This window comes from Flavihumibacter sp. CACIAM 22H1 (assembly GCF_001601815.1).
Taxonomy (GTDB): Bacteria; Bacteroidota; Bacteroidia; order Chitinophagales; family Chitinophagaceae; genus Flavihumibacter.
In genome coordinates this window covers 104,716-117,755 of record NZ_LUKG01000004.1, presented here as the reverse complement: position 1 = coordinate 117,755, position 13,040 = coordinate 104,716, and the positions used below count along the sequence as shown (strand labels likewise).

The 13,040-nt window shown below is 44.3% G+C and carries 12 protein-coding genes; 7 read left to right on the top strand and 5 right to left on the bottom strand.

All coding sequences use genetic code 11. The features are described 5' to 3' along the window. The 5 genes from A1D16_RS02360 to A1D16_RS02340 form a co-directional block, all read right to left on the bottom strand. Positions 1-1,572: efflux RND transporter permease subunit (locus tag A1D16_RS02360; protein WP_290707430.1), on the bottom strand; the 1,572-nt coding region annotated here is incomplete at its 3' end. Continuing rightward, positions 1,566-1,889: an efflux RND transporter permease subunit gene (locus A1D16_RS02355; RefSeq protein ID WP_290707409.1), complete on the bottom strand. Its 324-nt coding sequence runs from the start codon at positions 1,887-1,889 to the stop codon at positions 1,566-1,568. The genes A1D16_RS02360 and A1D16_RS02355, both read right to left, overlap by 7 nt. Before the next feature lie 49 nt (positions 1,890-1,938). Continuing rightward, positions 1,939-3,084, bottom strand: coding sequence for an efflux RND transporter periplasmic adaptor subunit (locus A1D16_RS02350; RefSeq protein WP_290707407.1), 1,146 nt, complete (start codon positions 3,082-3,084; stop codon positions 1,939-1,941). A 29-nt stretch (positions 3,085-3,113) separates the two neighbouring features. Further along, the gene (locus tag A1D16_RS02345) at positions 3,114-4,421 is read right to left on the bottom strand and encodes a TolC family protein (RefSeq protein ID WP_290707405.1); all 1,308 of its coding nucleotides are present in this window, start codon (positions 4,419-4,421) and stop codon (positions 3,114-3,116) included. A 65-nt stretch (positions 4,422-4,486) separates the two neighbouring features. Beyond that, a complete protein-coding gene (locus A1D16_RS02340; protein ID WP_290707403.1) occupies positions 4,487-5,158 on the bottom strand; it encodes a TetR/AcrR family transcriptional regulator in 672 nt (223 codons plus the stop codon). Positions 5,159-5,316: 158 nt separating this feature from the next. On the opposite strand from A1D16_RS02340, the gene A1D16_RS02335 reads away from it, so the two are divergent. From A1D16_RS02335 to A1D16_RS02305, 7 genes are all read left to right on the top strand, one after another. Beyond that, positions 5,317-5,958: a DUF502 domain-containing protein gene (locus A1D16_RS02335; RefSeq protein WP_290707401.1), complete on the top strand. Its 642-nt coding sequence runs from the start codon at positions 5,317-5,319 to the stop codon at positions 5,956-5,958. A gap of 13 nt (positions 5,959-5,971) precedes the next feature. Then, positions 5,972-6,937, top strand: a complete 966-nt coding sequence (locus A1D16_RS02330) for a zinc dependent phospholipase C family protein (protein ID WP_290707398.1) — start codon at positions 5,972-5,974, stop codon at positions 6,935-6,937. Between the two features lie 59 nt (positions 6,938-6,996). Then, the gene (serC, locus tag A1D16_RS02325; protein ID WP_290707396.1) at positions 6,997-8,064 is read left to right on the top strand and encodes a 3-phosphoserine/phosphohydroxythreonine transaminase; all 1,068 of its coding nucleotides are present in this window, start codon (positions 6,997-6,999) and stop codon (positions 8,062-8,064) included. Between the two features lie 18 nt (positions 8,065-8,082). After that, the gene (locus A1D16_RS02320) at positions 8,083-9,312 is read left to right on the top strand and encodes a DUF1015 family protein (protein ID WP_290707394.1); all 1,230 of its coding nucleotides are present in this window, start codon (positions 8,083-8,085) and stop codon (positions 9,310-9,312) included. Continuing rightward, positions 9,312-10,340, top strand: a complete 1,029-nt coding sequence (locus tag A1D16_RS02315) for a tetratricopeptide repeat protein (protein ID WP_290707392.1) — start codon at positions 9,312-9,314, stop codon at positions 10,338-10,340. Before A1D16_RS02320 ends, A1D16_RS02315 begins: the two co-directional genes overlap by 1 nt. A 129-nt stretch (positions 10,341-10,469) precedes the next feature. Beyond that, complete coding sequence (locus tag A1D16_RS02310; protein ID WP_290707390.1) at positions 10,470-11,111, top strand: YceI family protein; 642 nt, start codon at positions 10,470-10,472, stop codon at positions 11,109-11,111. Positions 11,112-11,230: 119 nt separating this feature from the next. Then, positions 11,231-13,024 (top strand): long-chain fatty acid--CoA ligase, encoded by a 1,794-nt coding sequence (locus A1D16_RS02305; protein WP_290707388.1) that lies wholly within the window; start codon positions 11,231-11,233, stop codon positions 13,022-13,024. The last annotated feature ends 16 nt before the right edge of the window (positions 13,025-13,040 follow it).

Below are 13,040 nucleotides of genomic sequence, written 5' to 3'. Positions count from 1 at the left end.
CCCAAAAAGCAGGAAGGAGAATACGAACAAGCCTACCGTTCCGAGCAGGATCTGTACAGGGCGCCATCCTTTCAATGACCACCTGAGCAAACTTTCGTAATGCGACATAATCCAGGGCAATACACGGTTCTGAAAACTGTGAATGGTATCGCTTAATACATATGTATTCAGAATAGCAAGCAGTATAAAGAACAATAAAAGGTTACCCCAGAAGAAGTACCAATTGGTGGCACCAGGTAAGGCTCTGCCGAAAGTTGCACCGGAAACAATGAGTAATATACCCAGCAGTAATGCAATCCAGAAACCTTTCTTTTTGAAAATGGCCGCTTTTGATTCCACCTTTTCATCATGGTTCATGAAATCTACCGCAAATACCGGGTTCATAATAAAAGCAACGACCAGGGAAGCTGCCAGGGTAAAAATGAGCATGGTAGGCAGATAGATCATGAATTTACCAATGATACCCGGCCAGAAAAGCAGGGGCACAAAGGGCGCCAGGGTGGTAAGGGTACCTGCTAATACGGGAATAAAAACCTCCCCGGCAGCCATCATTGCCGAACGTTCAGCGTTCAGTTTACCCCTACCTTCCATAAAGATCCTATGGGTATTTTCAATCACCACAATAGCATCATCCACAATAATTCCCAGGCCGAATAAGAGGGCAAAAAGCACAATAAAGTTCAATGTTACATGCCCGCCTACAATCAGATCTGCGGCCGGTAGAAACAGAAAAGCAACAAACATGCTGAGTGGTACACTAAGTGCCACGAAAAACGCATTTACAACCCCCATAAAAAACATCAGAATAATCAGTACCAGCACAAATCCGATAACGATGGAGTTAACCAGGTCGTTAAAAGATACCCGGGTAGCTTTACTCTGGTCACCGGTAATCACCAGGTTAAGGTTTTTGGGGAACTCTGTTGCTTTTAATTCGTCCACCACTCTTTTTACATCATCAGACGTTTCAATCAGGTTTTCGCCCGAGCGTTTGATAATATTAAGCGTAATAACTTTTTTTCCATCCAGCCGTGCATAACTTTCCGTTTCCTTTACGGTGTCTTTAATTGTAGCGATGTCTTTTAAATAAATCGGGGCTCCACTGGTATTTCGGAGAATCACTTTTTCAATATCATAGGAAGTTTTGAACTGTCCTTTCAGCTGCAGGTTTCTTTTCATACTGCCTACTTCCAGCAAACCGCCGGATATATCCAGGTTTTCCCTTGCCACGGCATTTGCAATATCATCAAACGTAATATTGGCAGCTTCCATTCTTGCATTATCAACATTGATCTGGAACTCTCTTTCAGGTGCACCTACCAGATCTACCCGGTTGATTTGTGGTAATTCCTCCAGGCGGTCCTGTAATTCATCGGCATAACTTTTCAGCCTTTGCAGATCAAAATCACCACTAACATTCACGTACATGATGGGTTGTTCCGAAAAGCTTACTTCCATTACAGAGGGTTCTTCTGTAAGATCTGTTGGAAGGTCTTTTTTGGCTTTATCAACGGCATCTTTTACTTTCTGCAAAGCTATATCCGTTTTTACGTCGGTATCAAACTCTACGATAATAGCACTGAAGTCCTGTTGAGAAGTACTGGTTGTTTTTTTGATTTGGCACCTGTAATCCCTTTAATCTCTTTTTCGATAGGGCGGGAAACAAGGTTTTCAATATCCTTGGGGGAGTTTCCAACATAAATGGTTTGTACATAAATTGTTGGAATAACGATATCCGGAAATTGTTCTTTAGGCAGGGTAACAAACTGGAATACTCCAACAATACTCACGAAAATCATCATCAGATAAATCGAGGTCTTGTTTTTTATACTCCAGGTAGTTGGTCCAAATTGTTTGAACTTACCTTTTATATTTTCGAGCGCACTCATTGTATTATTTTACTCGTTTGCAATAATTTCATTCACCATTCATTTCCGGTTACAGGCTGGTCGTAATCAATTGTCCGTCATACAATCCCTGGAAACCTTCGGTAATCAACTGGTCTCCTGCCTGCAATCCTTTATGTATTTCCAATTCATTGCCATAGAGCTCGCCGGTTTCAACCGGTCTTTTTTTCGCGCGGAGTTTTCCACCCTCATTTACTGCAACCAATACAAATTTTCCTTTTTCATCGTTCTGAAGGGTATTTACAGGTATGGTAATAGCGTCTTTGACGGTATAATCTTCAATCCGGATATTGGCGATCTGGTTGGGCCGAACCATTTTATCGGCAGGCATTTTGGACTCAATGTAGAAAGAACGGCTATTCGGGTCAATCAGCTTACCGGATACACTTACTTTTGTACTGAATGATTTATTGATATCAGGCAGTATTACTTTAACCGGGCTACCAACTTTTACTCTTTCCAGGTAGTTTTCAGGAACCTGGGCAACAGCTTTTAAATCACTGGTATTTACAATCCTGATCCCATTCATAGGAGAACCGGTAAAGGTTTCACCCACTTTAATATTCACTTCATCTGCAATACCGCTTACCTGCGCATATACATTGGTCATTGCGAGTTGTTCCTCCAGGATACCAATCTGGCGTTCGGCCTGATCAACGTTATTCTTGGCTGTAATCAACTGTACTTCGGTACCAATATTCTGGTCCCACAGATTTTTTTGACGGTTATACAGATTTTTTGCATAATCCAGCTGGGTTTTAGCGGTTTGTAATTGTTGATGAATGACCGCATCATCCAGTTTTAATAACAGTTTACCTTTTGCAACCTGGTCGCCCTGCTTTACATAAATAGCCCTTACCTGACCACCCATACCGCGGGGGGTAACATAAGAAATATTTACGGCTTCGATTTTACCCTGTAAATCTATGTAGTGCGTAAACGGTGCGGTATTCAGCGGCGCTGTTACCACCAGTTTCGGTTTTTCAGGAGGGATAGCTGTTGAATCGAGTTGCAGTATTTCTTTTTCCAGTTTAGCTATTTGCTCGGTGGTGGAAAGTTGTTGTGCTTTTAGTTTGGAGAGTTCTTCTTTCTTTTTATCGACCATACTATTGTTTCCGCATGCCAACAGCAGCAGTAAGGAAGAGGATAACAATAGTTGTTGTATACTCGCTTGCATATAGTTTGATTTATATAGTATTCGGTTTATTAATAAATTTTTCCAATGGCTTTGAGGTAATCAACTCTTGCCACCGCAGCATCGTAAAGGGCGGAGTACAAATTGGTTTGTGCTGCACGTAATTCGGTCTGTGCAGTATTGATTTCTGTATTTGACCCAAGGCCCTGTTCGTATTTCTTTTTTGTCTGATCAAAGACCCGCTCTGCCAGTTCCATATTTTTACGTTGTGCATCCACTGCTAATACGGCATCGCGGAAGCGGTTGCGTGAGCTGGCTACATCATTGTCGATCGATAATTTCAACAGTTCCATATCAAATTCCGTTTTCCGAACGGCCGATTTTGCCTGCTCCATCAGTGCCCGGCGGCGGAAGCCGTCAAAAATGGGTACATTAAGCCGAAGCCCGATGGTACTTTGCTGAAACCACCGCCCGCCTGATTTGAGAAAATCAAATTCATTACGCTGGGCATTGGTAAAATAGTTTCCAAACAGGCTTACTGTTGGCAAGGCCATCAGGCGATATCGTTTTACGTTGTAATCGTTCAGTTCTTTTCCGATTTCAAGTAATTGAAAATCGCGTCGATCGGTGTATGCATAAGAGGTATCCAGCAGATTTTCCTTGATCAGGTCATTGGATAGCTGTTCAGTTAATACGAGGCTGTCTGCCAGGGGCATCCCGATCAGCATTTTAAGCCCGAGATATCCATTATTCAATTGCGTCTTCAACTTCAGGCTGTCTGTCCGGAGATTCGTGAGTGTAACGCTAACTTTATCTACATCCAGTTGTTCAGCAAAACCATTTTTATAAATTTCGCGGGTGTCGTGAAAAAGTTTTTCAAAGCGTTCGATATTATCATGAAAAAGATCCAGTTGCTGCTCACCGATCAGGAGTTGGTAATACACTTTATGAACATTAACAGCAATAGCTTCTTCGGTCAGTTCTGCATTTTTCCTGGAAAATTCCATGGCGGCATTCCTGGCCTGTAAACCTACAAATACCTGGCCGTCGAAAAGGATCTGGTTCAGTTCTGCTCCAAGTGTAGAGCTGTACTGCACCCCAAATTGTACAGGAATAAAAGTACCAGGAGCTCCGCCGAAAAACTCACCCGGCACCAGGCTTACCGGAAGTTTAATATTATCGATGAGGCTGAAGGAACCGTTTACCTGCGGAAGCGCGCTAGCCGTAACTTCTCGGTTTACCTGTTGCTGAATACGGATATCTTCCAACACTTTTTTTACCTGGTAACTATGCTGTTTTGCATAGGCAACCGCTTCCTGAATGCTCAGTTGTTGAATGTTTCTTTGTTCCTGGGCGCAGGTGCTTAACGGTCCGCTCATCAGGCCTGTTAGCAGCAGGATTGATAGGCACCTCCACATCGTTTTCATGTTCATTGTTAGATGATTTAGATCTTTTTCTTTTTTTGCTGATACTTCAGAACCAACCTATACCCTTTCATGCTGACGATACCAAACAGATAATGTTCTATAATCTGTTGTTCAACATCGGCAAGGGTTAATTTATTTCCGCTGTAGAAAACGGGATCAAGCGGCATAAGCATACTTTCAATACGGAATCGGGCAATTATGTCGATATTCAATTCAGGACGGTATAATTCTTCCTGAATGCCACGGATCAGGTTATCACGAATGGTATTGTAGATGTAATCGTTCTTGTGTTGCAGGAATTTCTCATATGCTTTCGGATGATATTTTTTTAAATCCAACAGTACGGAAGGGTTCATGGTTCGGAACATCTGTTCCACCATTTCCATTGCCTTAAACATTTCATCTACGGCGTTTTCCGCTCTTTCCTTGTCTATATCACATTGCCCTTGTGATTCACCAATTCTGCAGTCAATCACTTCTAGTACCAATTCCTCTTTGTCAGCAAAATACTGGTAAATAGTTTTTTTACTAATTCCCATTTCACTGGCAATATCATCCATACTTACACTTCGGATGCCGTATTTCATGAATAAATCACGGCTCTTGATAAGTATCCTGTCTCTGGCTTCCTGTTCACTCATATTCGGAAACAAAACTATGGAAACTTTGAATGTAACAAAAGTTTCCATCAAACTATTTTACCATTCGTCCCGAAAATGAGTGTTTCTCCACCGGTTGGTGGGGGGTACCTGCGCGGTAACCACTAAACGGGTGAAGGCAAAAACAGGTGAAAATACCGGCAACAGCCTGCTGAGCTTTTAGTAGGTTTGCAGCTGGAACACGATATATGGACAATCAACCGATAAAAAGCGATGGCTGGAGGTGGAAAAAAATCTTCCAGTATTTTCTACAGGGCCTGTTGGTTACAGCCCCCGTGGTAATTACCGGGTACCTTTTATATTGGTTTGTTTCCTCGATAGATAACCTACTGCCTATATTTCAGCAAAAAGCGCCGGATGGAAGTATTGCCACCCGGAACTACGGGCTGGGTTTTATCATAATTATTGTAGCCCTTATTGTGGTAGGCTACCTGAGTTCCAATTTCATCACCAGCCGGATCTTCAGCCTGTTTGATCAGTTTCTTGAAAAAGCCCCCGGCGTTAAGTTCATTTACTCCTCTATTAAGGATTTTTTCGAGGCCTTTGCCGGCAATAAAAGAAAATTTAATAAACCGGTGGCTGTTGCCATCCACCAGCCAGACATCTACCAGATCGGCTTTGTGACGGATGACGACGCAAGTGAATTCGGCTTCCACGACTATATCACTGTATACATTCCATTTTCCTACTCCTTTGCCGGGCAAACCTTCCTGGTTCCACGCCAGCGGGTACGTCCATTGGATCACATCAAACCCGCTGATGCCATGAAATACGTGGTATCGGGGGGGATAGCTGAACCTGACCAGGAAACCACGGGTTCCAAAGGATAGAAAAACCTGTTTTATGCGTTCGATCGTTTTGCTGCTGACAGCCCTGCTGCTGTCGCAAAGACTCTATTGCTGGGGATTTTTTGCCCATGAAAAAATCAATGCTTATGCCATTTATCTGCTTCCCCCGGAAATGCTTATTTTTTATAAGCCCGCTGCGCAGTACCTGAAAACACATGCTACCGATCCGGATAAAAGAAGGTATGTCCTTAAAAACGAAGGGCCCCGGCATTTTATAGACCTGGATCAGTACGGTAACTACCCCTTTACAGAATTGCCCAGGAGTTGGGAAGCTGCCGTTGAAAAATATGGGGAAGACAGCCTGTTGCAGCATGGGATTCTTCCCTGGCGGGTACAGGAACTGCTAAACAGGCTGACCGGCGCATTTAAAAATAGAAACCAGGGGGCTATTTTACGATTGTCCGCCGACCTGGGACACTATATTGGTGACGCCCATGTACCCCTGCATACCAGTTCTAACCACAACGGACAAAAAACCAACCAACACGGTATACATGGTTTTTGGGAAAGCCGGCTGCCGGAACTACTGGCGGATAAAGAATGGGACTTCTACCTGGAAAAAGCGCGTTATATGAGCCAACCGGCTGAAATGATCTGGAAAATAATCCTGGAAAGCGCTGCAGCCGTAGATTCAGTACTGGGCCAGGAAGCCGCCCTCAGTAATTCCTTCAGCAGCGATCAGAAATATGCTTTTGAATGGAGAAACCAGGCACTGATCCGCCAATATTCGACCCAGTTCAGCCAACGCTACAATGCCCTATTAGGAGGTATGGTGGAACGCAGAATGCGCCAGTCTGTGCAGGCGGTAGCGGATTATTGGTATACTGCCTGGATAAATGCAGGACAGCCCGACTTACGCAAGATACGTGCAGCATCAGCGGCAGATTCTATGCTGTATACCCTCGATACGCTGAGCTTTTACTGGAGAAATCAACCTGTCAAGGGCAAATCCTGTGACTAAAGACAAGGAGAATTGACAATTTTTAAGGAACTTGCGGACTCACCAAACCAGCCAACGAAGTGGTACACAATTTTAATGCAGGCCCTTCTGTATTACCTCCGGAAGTCTTCAAAGCAGCCAGTGAAGCCATTCTGAACTTCAATAACATGGGCTTATCCATACTAGAAATTGGTCATCGTACCGATGCCTTTCAGGCTGTTATGGACGAAGCCCGCTCGCTGGTCAAAGAACTGATGCACCTGAACGAAGAAAAGGAAGTGTTGTTTCTGCACGGAGGTGCCTCCACACAATTTTTCCAGGTACCCATGAACCTGCTTGCGGCTAACCATACAGCGGCTTATCTCGACGGTGGCACCTGGGGGGTGAAAGCAATTAAAGATGCCCGCCTATACGGGAAAGTAGAGGTGGTAGCCAGCTCTAAGGACCGCAATTATTCTTATATCCCGGACAGCTATACCATCTCCCCCGATGCCAGCTATTTTCATTATACAACCAATAATACCGTAGAAGGTACGCAAATGCATAACATTCCGGCCACCAATATTCCATTAGTGGCGGATATGAGCAGTGATATCCTGAGCCAGGAAATGGATTTTAACCGGTTTTCCCTGATCTATGCAGGCGCACAAAAAAATATCGGCGCTGCGGGGGTTAACCTAGTAATTGTAGATCCTGCTATTCTCGGAAAAGCGGATCGTGAATTACCGGTAATGATGGACTATCGGGAGCATATCAAAAACGGTTCCATGTTAAATACCCCACCGGTATTTGCCGTGTATGTTTGTATGTTAACCCTACGCTGGTTAAAGCAACAGGGCGGGGTAGCCGCTATTCAGGCAATCAACGAAAAGAAGGCACAACTCTTGTATAATACCATCGACCAGCATCCTATATATACTGCTCCGGTTGCCAAAAAGGACAGGAGTACTATGAATGCGGTATTTACGATACAGGATAGTGCCGTAGAAAAGGAATTCCAGGCTGCCTGCAAAGAACATAATTTTTACGGCGTGAAAGGACATCGTTCAGTAGGTGGATTCAGGATCAGTATGTACAATGCACTTTCTTATGAATCTGTAGTTACACTTACCGACTTCATGAAAGATTTCGCAACCAAAAAAGGATAATTCTTACATTTAAGCAACATGGCAAAGATTCAACCATTTAAAGCCCTTCGTCCCCATACAGATAAAGCAGCGCAGGTAGCAGCACCTCCTTATGATGTGTTAAATTCTGCCGAAGCCGCCGAAACAGCGAAGGGTAACCCCTATAGCTTTTTACATGTTACCAAGGCAGAAATTGACCTGCCCGGAATTTCGGATATACACACGGCCGAAGTATACGAAAAAGCCAAAACCAACCTTCAAGCACTGCAGGAAAATGGGGTACTGCTAAGAGAAGAAAAACCTTGCTACTATATTTATGAACTAGTAATGAACGGACGTCATCAAACCGGGCTGGTTGCGGTTTCTTCCGTTGATGATTACGAAGCGGATATCATTAAAAAACATGAGTTCACCCGGCCTGAAAAAGAGCAGGACAGGATCAATCATATCCGTACCAGCGGAGCACAGACTGGTAATGTATTTCTGGCCTACCGCGATGTGGAAACCATCAATCAACTGGTAGATGCCTGGAAGAAAAAACCGGCACTTTATACCTTTACTGCGGAAGATGGAATTGAACATAAAATCTGGGTGGTTAACGAGGAACCTGCCATTCAGGAAATAACCACGGTATTTGAAAGCCAGGTACCTTTTACCTATATCGCTGATGGTCACCACCGGGCTGCTTCTGCAGCCAAAGTGCGCAAATCATTGGAAGCCGGTTATCATGATAATGCCAATTATTTCCTTACTACCCTTTTTCCTGCCGGACAGCTGCATATTATGGACTATAACAGGGTAGTGAAAGACCTGAATGGGCATTCGGAAGCAGATTTCCTGCGCGCCCTTTATGATCATTTTGAAGTGGAACGGATGCCCGCTGCCTTCTCCCCTACGCATTTGCACGAATTTGGCATGTACCTGGGCGAGCAGTGGTTTAAATTAACGGCTAAGGAAGGAAGCTATAGCACCGACCCCATCGGTATCCTGGATGTAACCATCCTGGCCGAAAAAATCCTCGACCCACTGTTGGGAATTAAAGATCAGCGTACAGATAAACGCATTGACTTTGTAGGGGGTATCCGCGGCCTGGGTGAACTGGAAAAAAGAGTGAACAGCGGCGAAATGAAAATAGCATTCAGTCTTCACCCGGTAAGCATCCAGCAACTTTTTGATATTGCTGATAGCGGAAATGTGATGCCTCCAAAAAGTACCTGGTTTGAACCCAAACTGAGAGATGGTTTATTAACCCACCTAATTTATGCATAATGCGTAGTTCCGTTTTCTTAGGTATCTGCCTGGCCTGCATTTTTACAACACTGGAACTCAGCGCCCAGGAGGATGTAAAAACCCTCCATGCCTCAGCCAGAAAATATATGCAGGAAACGGATTACTCCAACGCTGCGCTGGTGTTGAATAAAGCATTGTCGCTGGAACCTGGCAATGCAGACCTTCAGAATGATTTACTGTTTACCTATTACCTGGCACGTAATTATAGTAAGGCCATTGAACTGGGTAAGCAGCTTATTGGAAAAACAACGCCCGATATCCGGAGTTTTCAACTCCTCGGGCTCAGTTACCGGGCGATCGAAGAAACCAAGGAAGCGGAAAAACTCTATAAAAACGGTATTAAACTCTTTCCTTCGAGCGGGGTGCTTTACAATGAATACGGAGAATACCTCTGGTCGAAAGAAAAATTTGAAGCCGCTGTTGAGCAATGGGAAAAAGGCATTTCATCAGATCCTAATTACTCCGGCAACTACTATAATGCAGCCAAGCATTATTATCTAACCAAGGACAAAATCTGGGCCCTGATCTATGGAGAGATCTTTGTAAACCTGGAAAGTTACAGCAGGCGCACGCCGGAAATAAAAGAGCTGCTGCTCAATGGCTATAAAAAATACTATACCAATATGGGCAGCCTTACTGCCCCTAACCCAAAAAACGGGTTTGAACTGGCGTTCAGCGCAGCGTTGGATAAACAGGCAGGCTCTGTCAGTGGTGGTATCAATGCCGCTTCCCTAACGAAGTTAAGAAGCCGGTTTATACTGGACTGGTATCAAAAAGAGCCGGTCAGCTATCCTTTCCGCTTATTTGACTATCATCGTCAGCTACTTAAAGAAGGCTATTTCGAGGCCTACAACCAATGGCTTTTCGGAGCGGCGCAAAACCTGCCGGCTTTTCAGCAATGGACCCAGGCCAACGCTACCAATTACGAGGCTTTTCTGCAATTCCAACGCGGCAGGGTCTTCAAATTACCCGCAAACCAGGACTATCGCTGGTTACAAGCAAAATGAAAATGAACTGATAATCAAGCTATTAATTGATTTTAGAAAATATTCACAGTAATTTTTAATCGATGTTTGAACATTGTTGTTATGCTTTTCATTATCTTTGCTCAACAATAGAAAAAATTACAACGCACGATGAAAAAAGCAATCTTCTTATTCGCTTCAGTAGCTGCACTGGCTACAGCCTGTAACAATGCCCCGGAAGGGGATGCTGCCACCACTGCAGACGCGCAGGCAGCAGCGGCCGGTAGCGGCGCCAGTTACTCCATTGATACCACCGCAAGTGTGGTAGAATGGGTGGGTACCAAACCCGTTGGTCAACACAACGGTACCTTAAAAATTGCCAATGGCGAATTCAGCATTGCTGATGGCAGTATTACAGCAGGTAAATTTACCATTGATATCAATTCCCTCACAGACCTGGATATGGAGGGTGAGATGAAAGGGAAGCTGGAAGGACACCTGAAAAGTGCTGATTTCTTTGATGCGGCAAAATACCCTACCGCCAGTTTCGTAATTACGGCCGTTGAGCCGGTAAACGGCGACAGCGCTGCTACGCACAAAATCAGTGGCAACCTTACCCTGAAAGACAGCACTAAAAATGTGAGTTTCCCTGCCCGGGTTACCGTAGCTGACAACACAGTAAAAGCCATCGCTAATTTTAACATTGACCGCACACAATGGGGCATGTACTACGGCAATGACCAGAGCCTGGGCGATAAATTTATCCGTCCGGAGGTTAATATCAAATTGAATATCAACGCAAATAAGTTATAATTCGCCTTTTTGAAGGCCTGTTTTGTGTTGGATGAACCGGCAGCCATGGCTGCCGGTTTTTTATTGGTAGTGGTTACCTATATTTGAAAAGGATTATTCACCCCTAACGATTGAAGCATATGAATCAGCCACAACGCCTATTTGACTGCTTGAACCTGCAACTGGAAAAAAATCCCTCCCTTTCCCTGCTGGCTGGAAAAGAAAACGGACAATGGAAGGAATACAGTGTCAGAGAAGTTAAGGAGATCGTGGATCAATTGAGTGCAGGCCTGCTGAACCTGGGCATCAGCTATAATGATATGAGCCCCGAGGGTAGAGATAAGATTGCCATTTTATCTAAAAATCGGCCCGAATGGGTGATGGTAGACCTGGCCGTGCAGCAAATAGGAGGTATATTAACCCCTTTTTATCCCACTATAAATGTGAAGGAACTGGAATTTGTGCTCAATGACGCCGGGGTAAAAATGGCCTTTGTAAATGATGAAGAACTCTACCATAAAATAGTTAGTGTACAGCCGAGGGTACCCTCTCTCCAATACATATTCACGTTTGAACATGTGGCAAATGCCGCACACTGGAAAGATGTACTCCGGAATAGCTCGGCAGAGGCCCTGGAAAAAATCCCCGCTATTGCCAATCGGATTAACTACGAAGATCTTTTTACCATAATTTATACCTCCGGCACCACGGGTACGCCTAAAGGGGTAATGCTATCGCATAAAAACGTGCTCAGTAATGTGCTCAGCTGCATTGATTCAGCATTTACGGAAATTGGTGTAGAGGGACAAAAAGCCCTGAGCTTTCTTCCGCTCAATCATATTTTTGAGCGTATGGTAACCTATATATATCTTTTTGCAGGTACCAGTATTTATTACGCCGAAAGTTTAGATACCATTGGCGATAACCTGAAAGAAGTGCGCCCTACCCTTTTTACAACCGTACCCCGCTTACTGGAGAAAGTTTATGAAAAGATCATGCAAAAGGGGATGGAACTTACCGGTGTAAAGCGAAAATTGTTTTTCTGGGCTCATGACCTGGCCGATGGTTTTGAACTCCACAAAAACCAGGGATTTTGGTACAATACCCAGCTGGCACTCGCCAATAAACTGGTTTTCAGTAAGTGGCGCGAAGGCTTGGGAGGTAATCTCAAAGCCATCGTAAGCGGCGGCGCTGCCTGCCAGGTTAAACTGATCCGGATTTTTACCGCGGCCCAGATACCTATTATGGAAGGATATGGGTTGACGGAAACATCACCGGTAATTGCTGTAAACCGCTATGGCAAACAAGGCCGGAAATTCGGAACAGTTGGAACCCTTATAAATGGAGTAGAAGTAAAGATTGCAGAAGATGGTGAAATCCTTTCCCGGGGCCCTCATATTATGATGGGTTATTACAAACGGCCCGACCTCACCGCGGAAGTAATGAAAGACGGCGATTGGTTTTGCACCGGGGATATCGGTTTAATGGAGGAAGGAAAATTCCTTAAAATTACGGATCGTAAAAAGGAAATGTTCAAAACCAGCGGTGGTAAATATGTTGCCCCACTGCCTATTGAGAACAAACTTAAAGAATCACTTTTCGTGGAACAGGTGCTGGTTGTTGGTTCGGAGCGCAAATTTGTAGGGGCGCTGATTGTGCCATCCTTTGCGAACCTGCGAGACTGGTGCCGGCAACAAAACCTCACTTATACGTCCAATGAAGAAATGATCCTTCATCCCAAGGTAATAGCACTTTATATTGATTTGGTGGAAAGCTTCAATAAGTTCTTCAACCATGTGGAGCAAATCAAAAAATTTGAATTATTAGCCAGGGACTGGTCGGTTGAAACTGGTGAGCTAACCCCAAAACTCAGCCTCAAACGCAAGGTTATACAGGAAAAATACCGCGATCAGATCGAACGTATCTATGCCTGAACCTGAGCGGCTTTAC

Excerpts from the sequence above, each read along its gene's own strand:
- A1D16_RS02355 (WP_290707409.1), bottom strand. The coding sequence starts at position 1,889 with ATGAGTGCGCTCGAAAATATAAAAGGTAAGTTCAAACAATTTGGACCA.
- A1D16_RS02350 (WP_290707407.1), bottom strand. The coding sequence starts at position 3,084 with ATGCAAGCGAGTATACAACAACTATTGTTATCCTCTTCCTTACTGCTG.
- A1D16_RS02345 (WP_290707405.1), bottom strand. The coding sequence starts at position 4,421 with ATGAGCGGACCGTTAAGCACCTGCGCCCAGGAACAAAGAAACATTCAA.
- A1D16_RS02340 (WP_290707403.1), bottom strand. The coding sequence starts at position 5,158 with ATGGAAACTTTTGTTACATTCAAAGTTTCCATAGTTTTGTTTCCGAAT.
- A1D16_RS02335 (WP_290707401.1), top strand. The coding sequence starts at position 5,317 with ATGGACAATCAACCGATAAAAAGCGATGGCTGGAGGTGGAAAAAAATC.
- A1D16_RS02330 (WP_290707398.1), top strand. The coding sequence starts at position 5,972 with ATGCGTTCGATCGTTTTGCTGCTGACAGCCCTGCTGCTGTCGCAAAGA.
- A1D16_RS02320 (WP_290707394.1), top strand. The coding sequence starts at position 8,083 with ATGGCAAAGATTCAACCATTTAAAGCCCTTCGTCCCCATACAGATAAA.
- A1D16_RS02315 (WP_290707392.1), top strand. The coding sequence starts at position 9,312 with ATGCGTAGTTCCGTTTTCTTAGGTATCTGCCTGGCCTGCATTTTTACA.
- A1D16_RS02310 (WP_290707390.1), top strand. The coding sequence starts at position 10,470 with ATGAAAAAAGCAATCTTCTTATTCGCTTCAGTAGCTGCACTGGCTACA.
- A1D16_RS02305 (WP_290707388.1), top strand. The coding sequence starts at position 11,231 with ATGAATCAGCCACAACGCCTATTTGACTGCTTGAACCTGCAACTGGAA.